Annotated in this window: 16 protein-coding genes; 10 read left to right on the forward strand and 6 right to left on the reverse strand. The window is 60.9% G+C overall.

Translation table 11 applies throughout. The features are described from left to right. The first annotated feature begins 95 nt into the window (after positions 1 to 95). Positions 96 to 1982, forward strand: a complete 1887-nt coding sequence (nagB, locus tag ACILSE_RS03905) for a glucosamine-6-phosphate deaminase (protein WP_395716045.1) — start codon at positions 96 to 98, stop codon at positions 1980 to 1982. 9 nt (positions 1983 to 1991) lie between these two features. Here nagB and ACILSE_RS03910 read toward each other — a convergent pair whose 3' ends face one another. Beyond that, positions 1992 to 2471, reverse strand: coding sequence for a Fur family transcriptional regulator (locus tag ACILSE_RS03910; RefSeq protein WP_395716046.1), 480 nt, complete (start codon positions 2469 to 2471; stop codon positions 1992 to 1994). 621 nt (positions 2472 to 3092) lie between these two features. Between ACILSE_RS03910 and ACILSE_RS03915 the strand changes: the two genes are divergently transcribed. The 4 genes from ACILSE_RS03915 (at position 3093) to ACILSE_RS03930 (ending at position 10281) form a co-directional block, all read left to right on the forward strand. Beyond that, on the forward strand, positions 3093 to 3371 hold the full coding sequence (locus ACILSE_RS03915; RefSeq protein ID WP_395716047.1) for a hypothetical protein: 279 nt from the start codon (positions 3093 to 3095) through the stop codon (positions 3369 to 3371). 50 nt (positions 3372 to 3421) lie between these two features. After that, the gene (locus ACILSE_RS03920) at positions 3422 to 5437 is read left to right on the forward strand and encodes an ATP-binding protein (protein WP_395716048.1); all 2016 of its coding nucleotides are present in this window, start codon (positions 3422 to 3424) and stop codon (positions 5435 to 5437) included. Positions 5438 to 5531: 94 nt separating this feature from the next. Next, positions 5532 to 6890 (forward strand): 30S ribosomal protein S12 methylthiotransferase RimO, encoded by a 1359-nt coding sequence (rimO, locus tag ACILSE_RS03925; RefSeq protein WP_395716049.1) that lies wholly within the window; start codon positions 5532 to 5534, stop codon positions 6888 to 6890. 118 nt (positions 6891 to 7008) lie between these two features. Further along, positions 7009 to 10281: an efflux RND transporter permease subunit gene (locus ACILSE_RS03930; RefSeq protein ID WP_395716050.1), complete on the forward strand. Its 3273-nt coding sequence runs from the start codon at positions 7009 to 7011 to the stop codon at positions 10279 to 10281. On the opposite strand, the gene ACILSE_RS03935 is transcribed toward ACILSE_RS03930, so the two are convergent. Continuing rightward, positions 10250 to 11620: a lysostaphin resistance A-like protein gene (locus tag ACILSE_RS03935; protein ID WP_395716051.1), complete on the reverse strand. Its 1371-nt coding sequence runs from the start codon at positions 11618 to 11620 to the stop codon at positions 10250 to 10252. The two genes, ACILSE_RS03930 and ACILSE_RS03935, sit on opposite strands and share 32 nt — an antisense overlap. Positions 11621 to 11703: 83 nt before the next feature. Here ACILSE_RS03935 and ACILSE_RS03940 point away from each other — a divergent pair, with 83 nt between their 5' ends. From ACILSE_RS03940 to ACILSE_RS03960, 5 genes are all read left to right on the forward strand, one after another. After that, positions 11704 to 12954, forward strand: coding sequence for an acetylxylan esterase (locus ACILSE_RS03940; protein ID WP_395716052.1), 1251 nt, complete (start codon positions 11704 to 11706; stop codon positions 12952 to 12954). A gap of 63 nt (positions 12955 to 13017) precedes the next feature. Then, positions 13018 to 14046 carry an ROK family protein gene (locus ACILSE_RS03945; protein ID WP_395716053.1) on the forward strand — a complete coding sequence of 343 codons (1029 nt, stop codon included), beginning with the start codon at positions 13018 to 13020 and terminating at the stop codon, positions 14044 to 14046. Positions 14047 to 14054: 8 nt separating this feature from the next. After that, positions 14055 to 15608, forward strand: a complete 1554-nt coding sequence (locus ACILSE_RS03950) for a hypothetical protein (RefSeq protein ID WP_395716054.1) — start codon at positions 14055 to 14057, stop codon at positions 15606 to 15608. Then, positions 15583 to 17724, forward strand: coding sequence for a polyphosphate kinase 1 (ppk1, locus tag ACILSE_RS03955; protein ID WP_395716055.1), 2142 nt, complete (start codon positions 15583 to 15585; stop codon positions 17722 to 17724). Before ACILSE_RS03950 ends, ppk1 begins: the two co-directional genes overlap by 26 nt. Before the next feature lies 1 nt (position 17725). After that, positions 17726 to 18133: a hypothetical protein gene (locus ACILSE_RS03960; protein WP_395716056.1), complete on the forward strand. Its 408-nt coding sequence runs from the start codon at positions 17726 to 17728 to the stop codon at positions 18131 to 18133. Between the two features lie 6 nt (positions 18134 to 18139). On the opposite strand, the gene ACILSE_RS03965 is transcribed toward ACILSE_RS03960, so the two are convergent. The 4 genes from ACILSE_RS03965 to ACILSE_RS03980 form a co-directional block, all read right to left on the reverse strand. Continuing rightward, positions 18140 to 18874 (reverse strand): MIP/aquaporin family protein, encoded by a 735-nt coding sequence (locus ACILSE_RS03965; protein WP_395716057.1) that lies wholly within the window; start codon positions 18872 to 18874, stop codon positions 18140 to 18142. A 136-nt stretch (positions 18875 to 19010) separates the two neighbouring features. Beyond that, positions 19011 to 20000 (reverse strand): polysaccharide deacetylase family protein, encoded by a 990-nt coding sequence (locus ACILSE_RS03970; RefSeq protein ID WP_395716058.1) that lies wholly within the window; start codon positions 19998 to 20000, stop codon positions 19011 to 19013. Continuing rightward, positions 19990 to 21042 (reverse strand): hypothetical protein, encoded by a 1053-nt coding sequence (locus tag ACILSE_RS03975; RefSeq protein ID WP_395716059.1) that lies wholly within the window; start codon positions 21040 to 21042, stop codon positions 19990 to 19992. The genes ACILSE_RS03970 and ACILSE_RS03975 overlap by 11 nt, the downstream gene beginning before the upstream one ends. After that, a complete protein-coding gene (locus ACILSE_RS03980; protein WP_395716060.1) occupies positions 21039 to 24062 on the reverse strand; it encodes a PVC-type heme-binding CxxCH protein in 3024 nt (1007 codons plus the stop codon). Before ACILSE_RS03980 ends, ACILSE_RS03975 begins: the two co-directional genes overlap by 4 nt. Positions 24063 to 24312 lie beyond the last annotated feature (250 nt).

Here is a 24312-nt window from a genome sequence, read left to right on the forward strand (position 1 = left end):
CCTGCCTTGAGGCGGCGGATGATGCCGCCTGTGATGAAAGCGGGTTGCGTGGGAGGCAATTCGCGTCTTCTTCGAGGCTTCCCAACCAACCCGCCATGCCCATTCGTCCTCCAGCCGAAGCCTACGAGAAAGTTCCGACGACCATTTTCCCTGACTCCGCCGCGGCGGCCAGAAAGCTGGCACAGGAGGTGAAATCCCTCATCGAGTCGAAAAATCATGCCGGGAAGCCCGCCATTCTGGGCATGGCGACAGGATCAACACCGGTACCATTTTACCGCGAACTCATCCGCTTGCACAAGGAAGAGGGGTTGAGCTTCAAAAACGTCATCACCTTCAATCTGGACGAATATTACGGCCTCGGAGCCGACCACCCGGAAAGCTATGCAAAGTTCATGGCCGAGCAGCTTTTCGACCACATCGACATTCCGAAGTCGAACATCAACATTCCCAGCGGAACCGTGCCGGGCGACCAGGTTTTCGCGCATTGCCGCCAGTATGAGGAAAAAATCGAAGCTGTTGGCGGCATCGACCTGCAGATCCTCGGCATCGGCCGAACCGGTCATATCGGCTTCAACGAACCGGGATCAAGCCGTGACTCGCAGACACGCCGCATCACGCTGGACCGCGTGACACGCCAGGACGCGGCGAGTGACTTCCGCGGGGAGCAAAACGTGCCGCATTTCGCGATCACGATGGGGGTTGGCACGATTCTGCGCGCAAGGAAGCTCGTGCTAATGGCGTGGGGAGAGAACAAAGCCGTGATGGTGGCCAAGGCGGTCGAAGAGCCGATGACAGAGGCGGTTTCCGCCTCCTTCCTGCAGGATCACCCTGATGCGCGCTTTTTCATCGACACCGGCGCTTCACGCGAACTCACGCGCATCAAGCTGCCTTGGCTCGTCGGCCCTGCCTCATGGACGCCGCGCGAAACCCGTCGCGCGATGGTTTGGCAGGCGTTCAAGATCAAGCGGCCGATTTTGAAGCTCATCGACGAGCATTACAATGAAAACGGCCTCTCCGACCTGCTTTCGGAACAGGGTCCGGCCTACCAGCTCAACATCCGCATCTTCAACCAGCTCCAGCACACGATCACCGGCTGGCCGGGCGGCAAACCCGATGAAGACGACACCTATCGTCCCGAGCGCGCGCGTCCATATCCGAAACGCTGCCTCGTTTTCAGCCCGGAGCCGCAGGACGCGGTGGTAGGCATGGGTGGCACCATTGATCGACTTGTCGAACAGGGAAACGAGGTGAGGCTTGTCGCTCTGACATCTGGAAGTCTGCGCGTGCCGGATAGCGAGGCGGACAAATTCGCCGAGACGCTGCTCGAACTGGCCTCCAACGCCGCGAAGCCGGAGGCCTGGGGCCCGCAGGTGGCCTATGCGCGCGAGGCGCTGGAGTTACTGGAGGCGAAAGGCGAATTCGGCGAGGATCCACCGCTGCTGCGCCAGCTCAAAGGCCTCATTTTGCGTGGCGAGCTGCGTGACGCGGCGCACACCCTGGGATTGGCGAATGATCGTGTCACGTTCGTGGACCTGCCGTTCTATGAGCATGGACGTTATCGCCGCTTCAAAAGCACCCAGGCGGACATCGACGCCCTCACCCGCCTGCTCCTGGACCACAAGCCGCACCAAATTTACATCACAGGTGACGCGGCGGATCCCTCGAGCGTCGCGGGCATCTGCTTCCGCCTGCTGGTTGCTGCTTTGCAGGCCTGTGCAGGCGAAGAATTCGCCGGTTCATGCAGCGTGTGGCTCTATCGCGGTAAAGAACGTCCGCTGGAGCCGCATGAGATCGACATGGCGATCCCGATGAGCCCGCTTCAGCTCGAACGGAAGGCGATTGCGCTCTCTCGTTACGGGGCATTGTCCTCACTCGAAAAAGAAGCGCCGGAGATCAGCCGCGAAAATGCGAGACTCTACGATGCCCTCGGCCTGGCCGAGTATGAGGCCATTGAGACGTTCCAGCGCTGGCGCAGAGCCTGACCAGGATGGTCAATACGCGGCGGGCACCTTGGCGTCGCGATACTTGCATTTGCCGAGACGCAGAAACTCGTCGCAATGCGCCTCGATGCGCATGCTCTTCATGCTGGGCTGAAAACCAAGGCGGCGGGTGATGCAGTCATGCAGCAAAGCGGTGTGCTCGTCCTCAAACTCCACCACGCGGTCGCAATCCAGGCAGATGAGGTGGTTGTGCTGGGGCTTGTCGAGGAAATTCGGATCGTAGTAGGTCTGGTCACGCCCCAGATCGACCTCACGTAGAAGACCACACTCCACCAACAGTGTCAGCGTGCGGTAAACCGTGGCGCGCGAGACAGTGCTGTCGATTTTGCGCGCCTTTTCCAGCAATTCCTCAGCCTTGAAATGATCATCCGTGGCGAAGGCCGCCTCCACGATAACATCCCGCTGTTTGGTTCGTCGCAGCCCTTGGCTGGCGAGATGCGCGTCCAGGCGTTGAGTGATGCGTTCGTCCATGTGAGAGCGAGGGTAGGCATGGCTTTCGGGCGACGCAAGACATCGGTTTCCGGCAAAAAAATAAACCACCCGCATTTTAAGACCATGGAGTGAATAATTTTCTGAAAAATCAATGGCTCAAGACAGAGTTAATCAATTAATAATCAACGACTAATACCCACTCATATGAGCTGGCTTTTGCCAAGGAAACAAAGCAATCGCGACAGTTTAGGTTGAGTGTAATTCAAATTATTTTCAGATAATTATGGATTTTATTATTAATTTTGTTAAAATTCCACTGTCTGCCTGATTCCAAGCATGCCTTTACCATTTTCATTCTCCACACAACGTCAAGCTGCCGAGGCCGAAATGCCCTCTGTAGCCACGGATGTTGCGGTTATTGAGAAAATCATGGGGCATTCGCCCGGACAAATAAGCACGGAGCCATTGCTGGGAACGCCTGGAAACATTTTTTCTCCCCCCGTGCTCGAAAGCGCGGCACCGCAGCCAAAGCGTGACATTTCACCGCGGCTTTCCACGGGCTTGCCCCCGGCTCCTTCGCCTAATCAGCGCTTCACCGACAGCCCTCCTCCGGCGTTATCATCCTCCGGCACTCATTCAGCTACGCTGCATTTGCATCCAGTGACCGCGCAGCCTCAGTTTCACAGTGGGAACGATTGGAACGCGCAAATGGAGCAGTTGCGCAACGACCTCTTCGGAATCGCGATGAGCGTCAGCGCTTTGAATGACCGGCTGGATCGTCTGGAACAGCGGGTTCCCTCGGGCGCTTCACCAGTTCAGGCCAGCCTCGCCACGCTGCGCGCTGAAATCGAGTCCTGGCTGGAAAATCATCTCAACACCGCTGTCGAGCACTGCATGCAACGCATCATGAGCCGCCCCACTCACCCTGCCTCCTCATAGTCAGTCAGTTAAAGCCCGGAACTCCCGACCAACCCGCCACCCACCACGCCATGAACTCCCTGCGACTGCGCATCCTGTTCCCGCTCTGGCTCTTTGGCTTCCTGCCGGCCATGGGAGCCACCCGCATGATGGGCCATTCTCTAGACTGGTTTTTCGGCATCACCGGCGTGCTGCTCGGAGGCGGTGTCTTCCTGGCCGCCTACCTGATCTCCGGCTGGCTGCTCAAACCCACCAGCGCCGTCATGAAGGGCACCAGCGCCGTGCTGCGCGGAGTGCCTCCTGATGCCCAGTCCGCCGAATGGCTGCCATCCGACTTCTGGAAGCTGCGCTGCGACATCAACATGATCTTCGCCAAACAGCGGCAGGCGCTCAACGCCGCCGAGCAGCACGCCTGCCAGACCGCGCAGCGCCTCCTCAATGCCGAGCGCCTTCTCCGCGAGGCGTTCACCGCGTTGCAGGGGCTCTTCTCCGCAAGCGACGAGGGCGTCCTGGTCGTCGATTCCCAAGGCTCGATCATCGCCTCGAACGCGAAGCTCGATGACTTCCTCGGCAAACCCGTCGAGGAACTCGCAGGGCGCGACGCCTCACGTCTGCTGAATGCGCTTGTGGAACGCTTCCATGAAAAGGCCGCCGTCACTGTCTGGATCGAAAAAACCGCCTCCAGCCTCGAAGGCCAGGACGAGTTGCCTCCGCTCGTCACCGAAGACGGCCGCGTCTTTTCACTCCGTTCCAATCCCATGCGAACCGACGCGGGCGAGATCATCGGCCGCATCTGGATCGTCAAGGACCGCTCCGAGATGCGCGTGCTTGAAAACCAGCTCCGCGAATCACAGAAGATGGGAACCATCGGACAGCTCGCCGGTGGCATCGCCCACGACTTCAACAACCTTCTCACCGCCATCCGCGGCAATCTCACCCTCGCGGAGCTCACCCCGCCCACGAACCCGGCGGGAGTCCGCGACAAGCTGCAAAACGCCAATCATGCGACCACGCGTGCCGCAGAACTCGTCAAATCCCTCCTCGGCTACTCGCGGCGTAGCACCGGCGCCTCAGTCCGTAAAACCACCAACCTCAAGCGGTTGCTGGCCGACGTGCAAAACCTCCTCAAGCACAGCGTCGATCCTCGCGTCACCATCCAGATGCGCGGCGGCATGGATGCCTCCTACGTCAATGCTGACGCCACCCAGGTCGAGCAGGTCATGCTCAACCTCTGCCTCAATGCACGTGACGCGCTCCCGGCTGACAAGGGTGTCATTGAGATCGCCATCGAAAACGTCACCCACCGCATGCCCGGTCGCGCCGCCGCGAAGGTGAACGGTGTGGATGACACCGCGGATTTCGTCATGCTGGTCGTTCGTGATAACGGCCACGGCATCTCCGAGGAGCATCGCGGCCGCATTTTCGAGCCGTTCTTCACCACCAAGCCTGAAAGTGTGGGCACCGGGCTCGGGCTTTCGACCGCGCAGGAAATTGTGCGCGAGCACGGCGGCTGGATCGAGTTCGACAGTGAGATTGGCCGTGGCAGCGAGTTCCGCGTGTTCCTTCCCCGCGTGCTCAATCCCGACAAGGTTGATGACGAAGCTCCTGTCGATGACGGCCCCGCCATCGCCGCCCCCGCCGGCGGCCAGACCACCGTCCTCGTGGTCGATGATGAGGCGCCCGTGCGCTCCATCGCCACGAACATGCTCGGTTTCCTCGGCTATCATGTCATCGAAGCCGGCGACGGACAGCAGGCGCTCGACATCATCCTGCGAGGCAACGAAAAAATAGACGCGGTGCTGCTCGACATTTACATGCCGAAGCTGTCAGGCCGCGACACCTTCAAAGAGCTCCGTGCCGTCGGCAATGACGTGCCTGTCGTCGTCTGCAGCGGCTTCGTCATCGATCCCGACGAGTTCATGATCCTCAGCCAGGGCCACCCGCCGCCCGTTGACATCATGTTAAAGCCCTATTCCCTCGATGGATTGAGCAAGGCGCTCGCCAAGGCCGTGCAGAAGCCCCTGGAGCGCGAACCCGCCTTCAACCTCAGCGCCACCCGCTCCCAGGCACCGGCGCTCGTCTCCTGATCACCGACGCACGATAAAAAAGCCGGAAATAGCAGCCTTCCGCCGCCATCTTTCCCCTTTTCGATTCCCGCAAAGGCGCTACCATCCGCGCCCCATGATCAAAGTCGGCCTCGTTTCCCTCGGTTGCGCGAAAAACCTCATCGACTCGGAAATCATGATCGGCCACCTCCAGCAGGCTGGCATGGTCATGACGCCCGAGCCGGATCTTGCCGACGTTTTGATCGTCAACACCTGCTCCTTCATCGACATGGCGAAAAAGGAGAGCGTCGGTGCCGTGCATGATGCCGTGGATGGACGCGCAACCTCGAAGAAGCGCGCGAAGCAGAAGATCATCGTCGCCGGCTGCCTCTCGCAGCGCTTCTCGCAGGAACTGCCCGGCCTCATGCCCGAGGTGGACGCCTTCATCGGACTCGACCAGATCACGCAGGTCGCGCCGATCATCCAGAACCTCGTCGGCGTGAAGGATCACGAGCAGGAAAACCTCGTCACCAAGCAGCCGAAGTACATCCCCGACTACGACACGCCGCGCTTCCGCCTGACGCCAAAGCACATGGCCTACATCAAGATCGCCGAGGGCTGCAACCACCCGTGCTCCTTCTGCATCATCCCGCGCATTCGCGGCCGCCACCGCAGCCGCACGCAGGAAAGCATCGTCAAAGAGGCGCGCCAGCTCGTGGCGAGCGGCGTGAAGGAGATCAACCTCATCTCCCAGGACACCACCTACTTCGGCATGGACAAGTGGGAAGGCGAGCGGCCGAAACCTCGCAGCGGCGTCGATTCCAGCAAGGGCGAATCGCTTTCCACGCTCATCCGCGAGCTCAACAAGATCGAGGGCGACTTCTGGATCCGCCTGCTCTACACACATCCCGCGCATTGGAGCGATGATTTGATCCAGGCCATCGCCGAATCGCCCAAAGTGGCGCGCTACATCGACATGCCGCTGCAGCACATCAGCGACCACATGCTCGACCTCATGAAGCGCGAGACCGATGGTGCCTACATCCGTGATCTGCTGAAGCGCATCCGCGCCGGCATCCCCGGCATCGCCATCCGCACCACGTTCATCGTCGGCTTCCCCGGCGAGACTGAGGCTGATTTCAACGAACTCATCCAGTTCATCGAAGACCAGAAGTTCGAGCGCGCTGGCGTCTTCAACTACTCACGAGAGGAAGGCACCCGTGCCGCCAGCATGGAGGATCAAATCCACCACATGACCCGCAAGGCCCGCTGGAACGAGGCCATGCGCGCCATCCAGCGCGGTGTGGAGAAGTACAACCAGTCGCAGAAGGGCAAAACTGTCCGCGTCCTTGTCGAGGAGCCCGGCGTGGCCCGCAGCGAGATCGACGCGCCGGACATCGACACCACCGTCTTCGTGAACAAAAAGCTCCCCGTCGGCTCTTTCGCCGAAGTCACGATCAAAGACTGGCGCGGCTACGATCTCGTGGCGGCGTGAGACGGATAAAAACTCATCAAAACCGCAGGTTGGACGCACTGGATGCGTTTCCGGATCGTTAGATCGATAGCCTTCCCGGCTAGATTGACTCAGTCCTTAGCCTCTTGACCATGCGTCCATGATTTCCTGGTTCGCCCGCAACTCCGTCGCCGCCAATCTCCTGATGCTCGCCATCATGGGACTTGGCCTGTGGACGCTGCTCACGGGACGCATCCCGCTGGAGGTGTTTCCGGACATGCCGTCGCGTTTCCTTTCCATCCAGGTGCCGTATCCCGGTGCCACGCCGGAGGAAGTGGAGGAAACCATCGTCCTGCGGATTGAAGAGGCCATCCAGCAGGTCACCGGCATCAAGCGCATCGTTTCGACCGCCTCATCGAGCGGTGGCAATGTCATGATCGAAATCAATGAAGCCGATCAGGCCCGCGACATCCTCGACGAGCTGAAAATCCGCGTCGATGCCATCCCAAACTTCCCCACGCTGGCGGAGCGGCCCATCATCCAGCAGGACGACCACCTCGACTCGGTCATCAGCGTCATGCTGGCCGCCGACATGGCCGAGCGCGACCTGCGACGCCTCGGCGAGCAGATCCGCGACGAGATCGCCGCACTGCCCGGCATCTCGCACGCAAACCTCAGCGGTGTGCGGCCTTACGAGATCAGCATCGAGATTCCGGAGGCCACCTTGCGAAAATACGGCCTCACGCTCGATCAAATCAGCACCGCCATCCGCGGCAGCGCCATCGACCTTCCCGCCGGCGTGGTGCAGACCGAGGCGGGTGATGTTTCCATCCGCACCCGCGGCCGCGCTTACAGCGGAGCCGATTACGCCCGTGTTGTGGTCCTTACCCGGCCGGATGGCACCAAGCTGACACTCGGTGAGATCGCGAAGATCGCCGACGGCTTCAACGAAAACCTCCTCATCTCCCGCCTCGACGGCAAACGCTGCGTCTCCATCACGGTGATGCGGGAGAAGTCGCAGAATGCCATCGAGATTGCCGAGAACGTCAAAAACTACATCCTCACGAAAGGCAGCAAGCTGCCCAATGGCGTGCGGCTTGAGTTCTGGAACGACCGCTCGAAGATCGTGAAGGGCCGCATCCAGCTCCTCCTGCAAAATGCCCGCAGCTCCCTCATCCTTGTCTTCATCTGCGTGGGGCTCTTCCTGCGCTTCGACGCGGTGTTCTGGGTGGCCGTCGGCATGGTGATGAGCTTCCTCGGCGCGTTCGCGCTGATGCCGCTCTTCGATCTCTCGATCAATCTGAGCTCCGTCTTCGGCTTCATCCTCGTCCTCGGCATCGTCGTGGACGACGCCATCGTCACCGCGGAGCAGGTGGACACCTTCAAACAGGAAGGGCGAAGTTCGCTCGATGCCGCCATCGAGGGGGTGAAGCGTCTCGCCGCGCCCATCACCTTCGGCGTGCTCACCACCATCGCCGCCTTCTCACCGATGGCGGCCGGCTTTGGCGACTTCGGCGTCATGTTCCAGCCCATCGCCATCATTTTCATCTGCGTGATGCTGCTGGCCCTGATGGAGACAAAGCTGATCCTGCCAAGTCATCTCGCGCACCGCTTCCCTGTGCTCAGCAGCGCTGCCGACGCGCTTGATCCCGTGCATCGCTTCTCGGAAGGCCTGCTGGCAAAGTTTGTCACACGCGTGTACCGCCCCGCGCTGCGCTTCTGCCTGCATTACCGCTACAGCGTGCTCGCCGCAGTCTTCGGTGGTCTCGGCGTGCTCTTCGCCTTCTACTTCAGCGACCGCATCGCGACCACCTTCTTCCCCCGCGTCGCCTCAGAGCGCATCGAATGTCGCCTCGCCATGCTCGATGGCACTCCGTTTGAAACCACGGACAACCACGTCGCCAAAATCTATGAGCTCGCCGAGCAAATGCGCAAAGATTACGTCGGTCCTGACGGCCGTCCGGTCATCCGCAGCATCATTTCAAACTCAGGCATGACCAGCAGCTCCCGCGGCTCCTCCGGCGGTAGCGGCAGCCATCGCGGCGAAGTCACCATCGAGACCTACGGCCCCGAGGAACGCAGCATGCAGGTCAGCACCGTGGAAATGGCCGCCGACTGGCGGAAGCGCATCGAGGCCGCCTATGGCTCGAAAAGCATCCCCGGTGCCGAGGAGCTCACCTTCCGCGCCGAAATCATGCGCAGCGGTGATCCCATCGACATCCAGCTCACCGGCACGAATCCCGATGAGCTGCTCGCCCTCTCCGAACAGATCAAAGCAAAGCTCGGCACCATCGCCGGCGTCTTCGACGTGTCCGACAGCCTCGATTCCGGCCGCAACGAGATCCAGCTTCGTTTGAAGCCCGAGGCGCAGCAGTTCGGCTTCACCGTCAACGACCTCGCACGTCAAGTGCGCGGCGTTTTCTTTGGAGACGAGGTCCAGCGCATCCAGCGCGGCCGCAACGAGGTCAAGGTCATGCTCCGTTATCCGAAAGAGGACCGCAAATCCCTCGCCACGCTCGACACGCTCCGCGTCCGTGCCATGAACGGCCTCGAAATCCCCTTCGCCCGCGTTGCGGAGGCGAAAGTCGGCAAAGGATTCACCTCCATCAAACGTGTGGACCGCCGCCGCGCCCTCAACATCACCGCCGATGTGAACAAGGCCACCACCAACCCCGGCGTCGTGCGTGAATCCCTCATTCCCTTCCTGGAGGAGCTCATGTCCCAGCATGCGCACATCGGCTGGAATTTTGAAGGGGAGGCCCGCAGCGAAAAAGAAAGCCAGACGGCCCTGAAGTACTCCACCTGGTTTGTCCTCTTCCTCCTCTACGCCCTCATCGCCATCCCGTTAAAGAGCTACCTCCAGCCATTCATCGTGCTCATCTTGATCCCCTTCGGCGTCGTCGGCGCCACGCTCGGCCATCTCTTCCACGGCATGCCGCTCAGCCTCATGAGCCTCTGCGGCATGCTCGCCGTCTCCGGCGTCATCGTGAATGACACGCTCGTCCTCGTCGATCGCATCAATGAGTTGCGAGACAACGGCGGCGACATGGCCTCTGCCGTCACCGAGGGCGGCTCCTCGCGCTTCCGCGCCATCTTCCTCACGCAGATCACCACCTTCGTCGGCCTCGTGCCGCTCATCTTCAATCTCGGCCCTATGGTGGAGCACTCCCCGCCCATCGTGAAGCAGATCCTCGAATGGATCTTCGGCGACAACCGCACCGCGCAGGCCACCAGCGCTCAGTTCCTCACGCCCATGTCCGTCGCCATGGGCTACGGCAGCCTCTTCGCCACCGTCATCACCCTCTTCCTCGTCCCCATGTGCTACATGGTGCTCGATGACGTGATGAGGCTCGTCAAAGGCATGCTCAAAGCGGTGCGCATCCGGACAGAGACTCCCGACATCACCACAGCAGCAACATCATCGCGCACATGAGGCCGTTGTTCAGCGCGTGAGCGGTCATCGGCGCGATCAGGCTCTGCCGCCACATGCGCAGCAGGGAAAACGCCGCCGCCAGCGCCATGATCGCCGGGACCCCGGCCCAGCCTTGCGGATGGATCACCGCAAAAACAAAGGCGCTCACCAGCATGCCCGGCACCCAGCGCAGCCACGCGGTCAATCCGGGAAACAGCAACCCACGGAACATCAGCTCCTCCGAAACCGGCGCCCACACCACCGCGAGCATGATCGCGCCGAATTTCGCCCAGCCGTCGCCTGCAAACACCTCCACAATCGGATGGGAGGGAAATTGGCCGGTCAGCTTCGTGATCCACGAGGCCGCGATCATGCCCAGCACAATGAGCGGCAGCGCCGCCAGCCATCCTAGCATGCCCGCGCCCATCTCCCTCAGCATGCCCTGGCCGCCATGGAGCCCCATGGACTCGCGCCAGCACTTCCCGCGCATGCCGCGCAGCAGCGGCCAGCACATCCCGACGATCAACGCCACAAGCATGGCCAGATATACCGTCCAGCGTGGCAAATGAAACGGCAGCGCCCTCTGCAGCGATGGCAGAAAAAGGAACAGCCCGAGATAAATCGCAAAACCCTCCACCAAAACACCTCCATGACCGCCATCGCGTCTCTTCAAGTCGAGTCGCAGCGTCCCTTTCCGCCAGCGCACGATGGCCATGATCATCAACACCAGCCCGCCGACCGCGGCGAGCATTCCCAAAGAGGTTCCACCAATGAGCACCAGCGTCGTGCCGATGGCCTGCCCCACGATCTCCTGGCGCGCCTGATCCTTGGCTCCTCCGGCCTGCGCACGCGTCATTTTGGCGATCCAGCCATGCCGTTTCAAAAACGGCTGCCACAAGCCGTCCTCCACATTTCCCTGCATGGCCTTCAATTGCGCGATCGCGGCCACATCCTGCCGCAAACCCTCATTTTTAGCCGCCAGAGCGGCCAGTTCCGCCTCGGCCGGCCAGGTGTCATTCAACCATCCTTTCAGCAGCAAAATCCGCAACTCGTCCACCTCGCCACGAGCCACCGTTTTCACATCTCGCATCACGGTAACCGCCAGCCCGGCATCCTTCTGGCCTGTGCTCTCCACCAGGCCCTTCACTCCCACCGCGTAGCGCGCCAGCAGTTCCAGCACCTGGTTCGGCTTCACCACCGGTGACTCGTCGCGCTGCTGCTCCGCGTTTGTCCGCAGCACAAACAACGCGCATGCCGTGATCACGGCGAACGCCAGCACGACACCGGTCTTTGAAAAACGATACTGCGGACTGTCGGGCACGGGTGCGGGCAAAGGCGGCGGCATAGCGGGCGTTTCCATAAAATCTCCGCCGATCAAACAACACCTTGCCAGCCATGGCACGCACAATTCTGTCCTCCCATCACGTTCCACCTCCACCAACCATGCGCACCGCCTTCTTCACCCTCCTTGCCGCCACCGCCCTCGCCCAGACTCCGCGTCCCGGCGTGAATTACGACGAATCCAAGGTCGGTAACGATCCGCTGCCGGATCTGAAGCTCACCACGGCAGAGGAATGGACCCAAACACGTCGCCCTGAAATCGTGAAGCTCTTTGAAGACCACGTCTTCGGCAAAACGCCCGCAAACCTCGGCGCTCCGAAGTTTGAAGTCACCGCCACAAAGCCGGACGCGCTCGGCGGCATCGCCACTCGCAAGTTCATCCACATCTCGCTTCCAGCTTATCCGGCATGGCCCGGCATGGACGTGATGCTTTACACGCCCAACCACATAAAACGCGCCCCCTGCTTCGTCGGCCTCAGTTTCGGCGGCAATCATGCCGTGAGCCAGGAAACCGACATTCCGCTCAACACCCGCTGGATGCGCGAGAGCAAGGAGAAGAACATCGTCGATCACAAGGCCACCGAGGCCACACGCGGCACGGAAAGCAGCCGCTGGGCGCTCGAAATGATCCTCAAACGCGGCTTCGCCGTCGCCACCGCCTACTATGGCGACATCGAGCCCGACCACGCCGACGGCTGGAAAGACGGACTCCGCGCCGCCGTCAGCAAGGATGGTGCGAACACAGTCTGGAAAGACGGCGAATGGGGCGCCATCGGCGCATGGGCCTGGGGCCTCAGCCGCATCGCCGACTACCTGCAAACCGACGCGCAAGTCGATGGCAAGCACCTTGCCGTCATCGGCCACTCACGGCTTGGCAAAACCTCATTGTGGGCCGGAGCGCAGGACGAACGCTTTGGTTTTGTGATCTCCAACAACTCCGGCGAAGGCGGTGCCGCGCTCATGCGTCGCGACTTCGGCGAGACCACCGCCATCATCACCAAGGCCTTCCCTCATTGGTTCACGCCGAAATATGCCAGCTACGCCGGCAACGCCGCCGCCTGCCCCATCGACATGCACATGTTCATCGCCCTCGCCGCGCCACGCCCCATCTACATCGCCAGCGCCGCCGAGGATCACTGGGCCGATCCGAAAGGCGAGTTCCTCTCCGGGAAGTTCGCCGGCCCCGTTTATGCGCTCTTTGGCAAAAAAGGCGTCATGGTCGATGAACAACCTGCCATCGACACTCCCGTCGGCGATTTCGTTGGCTACCACGTCCGCACCGGCAAACACGACGTCACCGACTACGACTGGAAGCAGTATCTGACCTTCGCCGCGAGGCATTGGGGGAGGTGATTTCACCGCCCGCCAGAATGTCACTTGCCGATTCAACCAAGCCCGTGTGTCTTGCATTCATCTATGCCTGCCAAAAAAGCTTCCCCAAAAGCCGCCAAGCCCGTCAAAGCAGCCAAAAAGCTCAAGAACGTGCCGTTCTGGATCGGCTTTGATCTCGGCGGCACAAAGATGATGGCCTCGGTGCTCGACGCGAACTACAACGTGCTCGGCTCCGCGCGCAGATCGACCAACGGTTCCGATGGCGCGGCCAAAGGACGCTCGAAGATCGTCAAGGCCATCCACGAGGCCATCGAGGATGCAGGCGTCAATCCGAAGGGCATTCAGGGCATCGGCATCGGCTGTCCTGGCCTCGTGAATCCGGCCAAGGGCGTCCTCGTCTTCGCGCCGAATCTCGGCTGGTCGAATATGGCGCTGCGCAAGCTGCTGCAGACCGAGTTCAAGTGCGAGGTCGCTGTGCTGAACGACGTGGATGCGGGCACGTATGGCGAGTATGTGCTCGGCGCTGGCAAGGGCGCGCGCTCCTTGCTCGGCGTGTTTCCCGGCACCGGCGTGGGCTCCGGTTTTGTTTACAACGGCCAGCTCGTCATGGGCCGCGCCATTTCGGCGATGGAACTCGGCAACCTGCTCCTTCCAGGCACGCACATCGGCAGCCCGGTTTTCGGCACCGTCACCTTGGAGGATCTCACCAGCCGTCTCGCGCTCGCCTCGCAGGCCGGTGTGGCCTGCTATCGCGGCCAGCTTCCTGAGCTCGACAAAAAAACCGAGGGCGCGCTGCGCGGCATCCGCAGCAAGGCGCTCGCCAGCGCCTTCAAAAGCGGCGACGACGCGGCGATGATCATGTTCCGTAACTCCATCCGCTATCTTGGCATGGGTGTGGCCATGGTGGTCAATCTTCTCGCGCCGGACCGCGTCACGCTTGGAGGTGGACTCGTCGAGGAGTTGCCCGGCCTTTATTTGAACCTGCTGAAGGAGGAAGTCGAACGCTACGCCATCCCCGAGCTCGCCAAGGGCGTGAAATACTCGCTCGCCAAGCTCGGAGGCCAGGCCGTGGCCGCAGGTGCGGTGGCTTGGCTGCGCAACGAGAAGAAGTAATCACGCGCATGAGCGAAACACTCCAAGCAGCGGCGGCCACGCCGCCCGAACATGCCGTCATTTATGTCGGCGCGGCATCGGTCTCCCTCGTCATCGGCCGTCAGGATGAAAAGGGCCAGTTCAACCGCGTTGAAAGCCTGGACCGTCCCCTGCCCGTCGCGCGCGACATCTTCCGTTCCCGCAGCATCTCCCGCGCCACGGTTGATCAGGCCGCCGCCATCCTGCGCGATTATCTGCAGACGATGCGCGAATACGGCATCCCGTCATCGCAGTTGCGTTTGTTCACCTCAAATATTCTCTCCGAGGCCTCTAATCACGAGATTTTCCTCAACCGCCTCCAGGTCCACAGTGGTGTCGCTCCCAGCCTCATTGATGACGGCAACATGACGCGCCTTGTCTATCAGATCGCCCAGCGCCTGCTCATGCGGAATCCCACGCTAGCAAAGGGAAACACCTTCGTGTCGCACATCGGCCCTGGAAACACACGCGCCATCTATTTCCAGCAGGGACGCCTCGCCGCCTACAGCAACTACCGCCTCGGCATCTTCCGCGCCCGCGAGGCCGTCGCCACGCCGGACGAGGAGTCGCACCACCAGCTCCTGCATCTGGAGGAGCACATTCGCGGCGTCGTTGACCATCTCGCGCAGGATTACTCCGGCGTGAAGATCGACCACCACGTCGCCATCGGTGTCGAAATCCAGAGCGTCGCCCCGCGCCTTGGCAAGGCGCGCCACGGCGCGCACCGTGTGCTGGAGGACGATCTGTCACGTCTCACCGACAAGCTCGCACGCCTGAACCCTGACGAACTCGTCCGTGAACTGCATGTTCACTACACCGGCGGTGAGGGCATCGTGCCTGCATTGCAGACGAATCTCGCCCTCGCCCGCCGCTTTGGAGATGACTCACTCTGGGTACCTGAGGGCGACTTTCAGCTCGAGCTGATGCTCGATCTGATGACCTCCGGCTCCCGCACCGCCGTCTTCCAGGAGGAGGTCATGCAGGCCGCCTGCGAGATCGGCCAGCGTTATAAAACCGACCGCAAGCACGCGGATCACGTCTCGAATTTCTCCCGCCAGCTCTTCCGCGAGCTGCAGCATCTGCACGGACTCGACTCCAAATACGAGCTCATCCTCCGCGTCGCCGCCACACTGCACGAGGTCGGCATGTTCATCAGCCCGCGCGAGCATCACAAGCACAGCCTCTACATCCTGCTGAACACCGAGATCTTTGGCCTCAGCTCGCAGGACCGTGTCATGGTGGCCCTGCTCGCCCGCTACCACCGCCGCTACAATCCGGAACCGAATCACCCGCACTTCTCCGACCTCTCACGCGAGGAGCGCATGATCGTGCTCAAGCTCGCCGCGCTGCTGCGCCTCGCCGATTCGCTCGACCGCAGCCACGCACAGCGCATCAAATCCATCCAGCTCCGTCCCGAAGGCTCGCGCCTCAATGTGCTCACTCAGGGCGTGGACGACACCACCGTGGAGCAGATCGCCATCAACTCGAAGTGCGATCTCTTCCGCGAAATTTACGGCTATGACATCACCCTCGCCAAATCCTGAACAACGTCCCGCGCCGGCCAAGCCGCGCTTCACCGAGGAGCATTTCATCAACCGCGAGCTGAGCTGGCTGGCCTTCAACTCCCGCGTGCTCGATGAAGCCGCCCGCGCCACGCTTCCTGTGCTCGAACGGGTGAAATTCCTCGCCATCACCGCCTCAAATCTGGACGAGTTCTTCATGGTCCGTGTCGGCGGCCTGCAATTGCTGCGCGAGCAGGGCGTCCGCGCGCGCGACAGTGCCGGCCTCACGCCCTCGCAGCAGTGGGAACAGATCCACCAGCACGCCGCCGTCTTCGTCAGCCGCCAATATGAGATCCTCCAGCAGCAGCTCGTGCCCCTCCTGCATGAAAACGGCATCCGCCGCCTCGCTGTGACGAGTCTCTCGCCCGCGCAGCGAACGCATCTGCGTGAGTTTTTTGACGAGCACATCTTCCCCGTCCTCTCACCCGTCGTGGTCGATGACGCGGGCGCGCGCGCGGCCATCCCCGCGCTAAACATCGTGCTTCTCTGCACCGTGACCACGGGGGAGGAGAAACGCCACGTCCTGCTGCCCCTGCCAGCCAATCTGCCACGTCACGTGTCGATCCCCGACCCCGATGGCGGCCAGTTTCTTTATCTGAACCTCGAAGACGTCGTCACGCTCTTCATTGGCGAGTTTTTCCCGTCTGAAAAAGTCTCCACGCCCGCCCGCTTCCGCGTCAGCCGCAACACCGACATCACCGTCGATGACGAAAGCGCCTTCGACCTCGCCAGCGAGATGGCGGAGGTGCTGGAAGCACGTTTGAAGAGCCCCGCCATCCGCATCGAGGTCGAAGCCGGTGCCTCACGCGAGCACACGCGCATCATCCGCGACCTCTGCGGTGCCAAAACCGCGCAAGTCTATGAAGTTCCCGGCGAACTCGACCTGCGCGCCTACTTCCAGATCGCAAGCATCTCCGGTTTTGATGAATTGAAGGTCGAATCCTGGGACAGCCACCTCAGCACCTCGATCACGCCGGGTGAAAGCATCTTCGACGCGATCAAACGCGGCGACATCCTGCTTCATCATCCGTATGAGAGCTTTGATCCCGTCCTCGCGCTCGTCGAGGAGGCCGCCGCTGATCCGAACGTCATCGCGATCAAACAGATCCTCTACCGCACGGCAAAAAACAGCCGCATCATCTCCGCGCTCATCCGCGCCGCTCAGGCCGGCAAGCACGTAACCGTGCTCGTGGAGCTGAAGGCGCGCTTCGACGAGGCCCGCAACCTCGAACGTGCCGCCGATCTCATCAACGCGGGTGCGCAGATCATCTACGGCGTCGCCGGATTGAAGACGCACGCGAAGGTCTGCCTCGTCATGCGCCGCGAGTCCGGCCACATGACGCGCTACATGCACTTCGGCACGGGGAACTACAACGAAAGCACCGCGAAGCTCTACACCGACATCAGCCTGCTCACCTGCCGCGCCGAGCTCGGTGCCGACGCCTCCGCGTTCTTCAACACCGTCACCGGACGCTCCCGCTTTGTGCATTTCAACAAGCTCAGTATGGCCCCCTACGGCCTGCGCGAGCGGCTGCTCGGCATGATCCGCAGCGAAACGGAGCGTGCCCGCCAGGGCGATGCCTCCGAGATCATGCTCAAGATGAACGCTCTCGAGGACCGCCAGATGATCGAGGCGCTCTACGAAGCCTCGCAGGCCGACGTGAAAATCCGCCTCAATGTGCGCGGCATCTGCTGCCTGCGCCCCGGCATCAAGGGCATCAGCGAAAACATCAGCGTCGTCAGCATCATCGACCGCAACCTCGAGCACGCCCGCATCTTCTGGTTCCGCCAGGGCGGCAAACCGGTCGTCTTCATCGCCAGCGCCGACTTCATGAACCGCAACTTGTCGAAGCGCGTCGAACTGCTCACGCCCGTGGACGACAAGGAGGCGCGCAAACGCCTCCAGCACATCCTCGAAGTCCACTTCGCCGACACCGCCCGCGGTCGCATCCTCAAACCCGACGGCACCTGGCACCTTCCGCAAGTCACCGCCACCAAAGCCGTGCGTTCGCAGGAACAATTCGCCAAGGAGATGACCAAACGCGCTCGTCAGGCGAATGAGTCACCCGATGTGCTCGTGCCACACACGCCGAAGTAAGATGAAAGCCGTCCTTGCGAGTGTTCTGATTTTATGCGCTTCCTGCTCTGAAGGGAAATATCAACGAGATCTGAAGCAACTAGAGCGAATGTCTTGGCAGTGGGCCAACCCTGCGTTCTCGCATACTATAGAACATATCAAGTCATTGGAAGAACGACACGCAACACGCGATGAATGGAGCAAGAGTGATGACTCCGGCTTTGAGGTAAAAGAAACTGTCATCAACAACCCGAACGATTTGGATCAAGTTCTCCAATCACGTCGTTACAGGCCTTGGATCAAACAACATGCAACCCAACTTCAGCAGACCAGCAGCTTTACTGCCCTATACGTGTTTCCCGGACTCTACAGAATTTTGGTTTTCTTTGATGGGGAAGGCCGCTCATGCGAAATGATCAGAGATCCTTGATTCTCTTCACACCACCGGCCAGAACGCCTTGTAAACCATCGCGCCGAGAATCCCGCCGATGATCGGGCCGACGACGGGAATCCAAGCGTAGCCCCAATCAGGGCCGCCCTTGCCGGGAATCGGCAAAACAAAATGCGCGAGGCGCGGACCAAGGTCACGGGCGGGATTGATGGCGTAGCCAGTGGGACCGCCGAGAGACAAACCAATCGCCCACACGATCACGCCAACGAGCGCGGGAGCGAAACCTTTGTCGAAACCGGAGTTCGGCACCAGATTCGCGGGCGAAAGGACCGCCAGCACACCCAGCACGAGCACAAAGGTGCCAATGATCTCGCAGATCAAATTACTCACGGTGTGACGAATAGCCGGACCGGTGCAAAAGACGGCAAGCTTCGCTCCCTGGTCTTCCGTGGCCTTCCAATGCGGCAGATAGGCCAGCCAGACGAGCACCGCGCCGAGAAACGCGCCCGCCATCTGAGCGGCGATGTAACCGGGCACCAGCGCCCAGTCGAATTTGCCAATGGTCGCCATCGCAATCGTCACGGCGGGATTCAAATGCGCGCCGCTGATCGCATTCGTGCAGTAAACACCCACCGTCACCGCCAACGCCCAGCCCGTCGTGATCACGATCCAGCCGCTGTTGTGCCCCTTGGTCTGTTTGAGCACCACATTCGCGACGACGCCGTCGCCAAGGAGGATGAGGATCATCGTGCCGAGCAGTTCTGCGAGATTGGCGGACATAAGCGTGGCTGGGTTGGTTGAATTTCCGCGCAGGCTATCGGGACGCTCGGAAAAGGGCAAGACCCTATTCCTCCCGCGCCGCATTCCCGCGAGCTTCCACGCGTGGATGGAGTCAAAGCTCTGAACACAGTGCAGGCTACTTCGAAAGGCTTGCCGCGATGTCGTCCAGAGTGACTAACTCGGCACGATCACCAGCCTTTCTCACAAGGTCGCAAATGAGTTCGATGGTTTTGAACTCTGGGTCGCTCGGATACATCACGGAGGGATGGCAGAGGAAGTCGAAAACGGCGCGATGCTCGATGGTCCATTCGACCGCGAGACGGATGGCACGGAGGAAGTCATCGAGCTTCCACCGGCCGTTGCGGAAGGCACCCACGTCGCTGATCGGGCTCATGGGAATCTCGATCAGGCCGCCTGGATAGACAAAGGGCTGCGCCGCGGCTTGGGCGGCGAGGATGTTCTCGATGACGGAAGCCTCCGGTGATTCGCCTGTTTTGGAGTTGGAGTGGGCAGGATACTTGGAACTGACCCAGGTGAAGCCCAGATCGCGCAGCATGCTCTGCAAATCATCACGCCCATTCAGACCTGTGGCTGAACCGCCTGGAGTGCGGAATCCAGCAGGGGCAATGCCGAGACGTGCGCGCATGGCCTCGGTGCAGAGATGGATGTTCTCGCGGATGATCTGCACAGGCTCCTTTCCTTCAATGAGCCAGGGAGCACGCCGAAAGCGGTACTGCAGATCAGCAGGCCGCCGGGCAAGAACGTTGATGTGGTCGTAAGTGTGATTACCGATGCGATGACCGCTTTGATTGAGTTCCTTGAGCCAATCAACGTTTTCCTGTTCAAAGACCTGGCCAACGACGAAAAAGTGCATGTGGCCGCCGTGCGCCTTCACCCGACGCGCGGCATCGGTGGTGTAGCGTTTAGTCTCTTCGTTGAGATTGCCCTTTTCATAATCCCAGCGCGTGTCTTCCCATCGAGGAAAGTTGCGCGACATTTCGAGGTCAAAGGTGATGGCGATGCGCGCCTTCTTCTCGCCTGCTCGCACGGGTAGCGCGGCGGACAGACCTGAGAGCGAAAGGGCGCGAAGAAAGCCGCGGCGTGTGTTCCCAAGTTCAGCGTTCATGTTTGATCCAGGAAATCTGGGTGATGAGTTGATTCAATGACGCGGTGGCGATGTGGGCGCTGGTGGCGAAACGGGGCGTGATGTGCGCGGGAAAAGTTGCCAGCGTGGCATCACCGACGAGGAAAACATTGAAATCCTGCGAAAGGTTCTGGTAGCCAGCGCAGGTTTTGGCAAAGCAGAGATCAGTGGCGTAGCCGGTCAGCAGGATGTGCCGGATGCCGTAAGATTTCAGATGGTCACGCAGCCTCGGATAGCCTTCGTTGTCATAAACCACGATGTCTTCAGGCGCGGCAGAGACGTCACGGGAGAGTGGAATGGGCAGATCCCAAAAGCCTGCGTTGTTGAAGTGCGCGTCCGCCTCGAGTCCGCCGAACTGCTTGAAGTAGTCTGCCACTGGATTGTCAATCGAGAGCGTGAGCTTCGATGGCAGCGATCCCGCCTTGTAATTAAAACCACGCAATTTCTTGTCGAGTTCCACCGCGCCTTGCTTCCGCTCAGCGGCTGTCGGCGTGTGATCAAGCGAACGGTAGAGTTTGCGTCGGATAGGGTCGCAGGAACCCGGCAGGCTGTGAAAAACGCCGGCAACCTTGCCGCGCAGTGATTGAAGGAACGGAGCGATCACCTCGCGTGTGTGCTTCCCCGCGAGGCGGTTTTTTTCGGGTGTGCAGAAGTCCGCCGCACCAGCAGGCTCCGGCGTGTTCCAGCCCTGACCATCGTCGATACCCCAGGGATGCACCATGATCACGGCGGTCTGGCTGGCGATCAGGTGATTGGGCAACTCGATGATGGCGCGTGCGTTGTAGCTCCAGCGCCAGGCGCGCACGTGCAGGTCTGCGCCAGGGTCATTGACCAGCGCAGGGGACTCATAGCGGCGCGTTTCGCGGACGGGCTCCACCCATTCAGGATGATCAGCAAGCAACGGGGTGGCGTCGAGGATCGGTGTGCGCTTGTTCGCATAAACACGAGGTGTTTCCGCGCTGAGCGATGCGCTGACGAGGACGGACGCGGCGGTGCTTATGACACACAAGACGGTTGTTTTCATGGATTCCTGGCGGGCGGCTGTTTGCTTTCAAGATAGCTGAAAAGATCACGCAGTTCCTGAGGTTTGAACAGCTTCATAAGCCCCTCAGGCATGAGGGAGACTGTTGACTGCTGAACAGAGCGCACCTGCGCGAGCGGGATCGTCACGCGCTCGCCGGTGATGGTGCCGAGCACGATACCGTCACCGGTATCATCCGCGTTCACTCCGGAGAGCACACGACCATCCGTGGTTTGCACGATCGAGGTCAGGTACTCTTTGCGAATCGCCGCGCTGGGGTCCACGAGGCTCAACAGAAGGAACTCGCGATCCGCGCGGTTTGCCTGGGTGAGATCAGGGCCGATGTGGCCCCCCTCACCATGGAGTGTGTGGCAGGCGGCGCAGACGCGGGCATAAAGTTCTCTTCCACGCGCGGCGTCTCCCTTGCCCGCGTTGAGATCATTTTTGAGGCGGCGCATCTCCGCCAGTTTCTCCTCTGTTGTGCCGGCGCTCATGCGGCCCCAGTGTTTGGCGACTTGTTTGTCCAAAGCCGCATCCCCATGCAGCGCCACCACGCGGAGCTCATCATTGCTGAAATCGCTGGCAGCGACACGCCCGGAATCAACCTCTTGCAGCAGTGCCCGCGCCCACGATTGACGGCTCAGCAAAACCTGCCGCACACGCGCGCGCACATCCTTCTCAAGCAAGGAGTATCGGCTTATCAAAGGACCTCCGAGATCGGCCTTTTCAAACGCAGGCAGCGCATCGAGCGCGCTGAACTGCAGCGGCACCGGGCCAGAGCCCACGAGTCGCAACAAACGCGGCGCGTCCGCTGCATCAGCACGCTTGGCGAGCAGGGCGATCATCCGCGTCCTCGTTTGGGTGTCAGCAGTGGAGTCTTCCAGGATCTGGCGTGCGCGCTCGGACGCGGCGGCACGGCCCGAGCGCAAACCCAGCGCGATGAGCACCGCATCCTGCGTATCATCACGCCATGCGGCGTCGATTTGGGCCAATAGCGAGGGTGGGAGATTTTGTTCGAACCGGGTGCTCTGGGTGGTCAGTGTTTGCACTTTGGCGGAATTGGCAAACAGCCCTCCTCCATCGGGTGCAGCCAGGCCGGTGGGCCTGTCCTCAAATCCCTGCTCCATTGCCGCGAACAGCCGCTGTCTCTGCACCTCGTCCGGCGCACTCGCGAGCAGACGTCCGGCGGCGTCATAGGAGGCGGTGGTGCCTTCGGCGATCCACCGACGCATCAGCCGCGTGACGATGACCTCCCTCACCAGCCTGGATTTCCATGCCATCGGAGAGATCATGAATCGTTCGATCTCCGGCAGGGCGCTGATCGAGTGCCGCTCCAACGCCCACCACAACTGCAGGGGCACATACGGATCGTCCGCATCCACATCACGCAACAGCAGTGCTTCGAGAACCGGCAGCGCTGCATCCGAGGGGATGCGTTTTGCCGTTGCCGCCAGCTGACCCCGCACCCGCACACTGTCATCGCTCCGCGCCAGCTCGACCAACTGTCTGGCGTTCTCAAGTGACACATGCTTCTCATCGCCGAGCAATCGCACACTCCACTTGCGGACGGTTGCCAGCGGGTGCCTCAGCGTTTTCTCGGCAAAGGACTCGTTGTAGCCGCCGCTGACCTGCAACGCCCATAGGGATTGCAGTGCCAGACGCTCATCTTTGGCCTCCAAAATCTGCGCCCGCAGCGGAAGCACTGCCTCGGGGTCACGTCGATCAGCGAGCAAACGTCGCACCGTGCGCACGACCCATGGATTTGGGTCGCCCAGCAGAGCGATCAATTCCTCCGTTTTCTTGTCCATCAAGGCAGGCGCGGCCTTGGGACTGCTGCCCTTCGCCGCGATGCGATAAACGCGTCCGTTGCTGCGATCCCACTCAGCATCAGGATCAGGGTGCGCAGTGCGCTGGTCACACCAGTCCGCGACATAGACCGCGCCGTCGGGCGAGACGGTCAGGTCACACGGGGCAAACCATGCGTCATTCGCGCGCAGTAGGTAGTCCACATACGAGGAGCTGAAGGTGGAGCCGCGTCGCTTCATCTCATGCCATTGGACACCATGACCCAGAAGGTCGGCGCATAGGTAGCGGCCTTGGTAGCGGGATGGCAGATGCGTGCCCTGATACACGATGCCTCCTGCCGCCACATGACCGCCCGTCGAGTTCGCGTGCGGGATGTGATCGAACCAGCCAAAAGCATATGGATTGTGCAGCGGTCCGTGTTTTCCGAAACTTTTCCACAAATACGCCCCCTGCATGCCATGCAGGCTTCGATACGGCCCCGCGTTCGTGCTGTAGATCAGCTCGCCCTCGGCATCGAAATCCAGGCCCCAGGAGTTTCCGCCCCCCTCGCAGAAAAGCTCGAACTCGTGCGTCAGGGGATGATAGCGCCACACCCCCTGCTGGAACTCCTGCCCGCGAATCCGCGCTGTCACCGTGCTGCCCTGGCAGCCGTAAAGCCAGCCATCCGCCCCCCATGTCAGCGAGTTCGCGACCGAGTGCGCATCCTCCATGCCGAAGCCTGACAGGCACACCTCGGGATCACTGTCGGGAACATCGTCTTGGTTCCGGTCGGGATAGAATAGCAGGTAAGGTACATTCAGCACAAAGACGCCGCCGTGGCCGAAGGCGATGCCCGTCGCCAGGTTCAGCCCTTTGACAAAGTCATGCGCCTTGTCCGCCACACCGTCGCCATTCTCATCATCCAATATCGTGATGCAGTCCGCCCCTTTCGGGCCACGCGGCGGTGGTTCAGGCGCATGATCATACGTTGTTCGTGACCAACGATCCACACTGGCCCGCTTGAGCCCTTCAGGGTTCGGATACTGCACATACTGCACCACCCATAACCGTCCACGGTTATCAAACTCGATGCAGACCGGCTGCACGATCATCGGCTCCGCAGCAACCAAGCTCACCTGCAAATCCGCAGGCACCGACATGCGCCGCACCGCTTCTTGAGGAGACAGCCCCTGCGCCATGCTGACGGTGCCGCTTGCCAGCAAGACGGCCACTTGCATGGGAATGGAGCGCAAAAACAATCGAAGTTTTATTAGAAACTCGTTCGGGAACTGAGCGTGCGGGCTGCCTCTTGGAATGGCTTTCATATTGTCTACGCAAACTTTTTTTAGCATAGAAACGGTTCATGACGGTTGCAAAGGTCATCTTCGGCTGCTCCCGACCACTGGTGATGCAAGGTTGTGGCTTTCCTCTTGGTTCCCGCCAGACAAAAGGCGCAGGAGCATAAATCGTCCTATCGTGGAGGACCGC

The organism is Prosthecobacter sp. (assembly GCF_044236155.1).
In the GTDB taxonomy this organism is placed as follows: Bacteria; Verrucomicrobiota; Verrucomicrobiia; order Verrucomicrobiales; family Verrucomicrobiaceae; genus Prosthecobacter.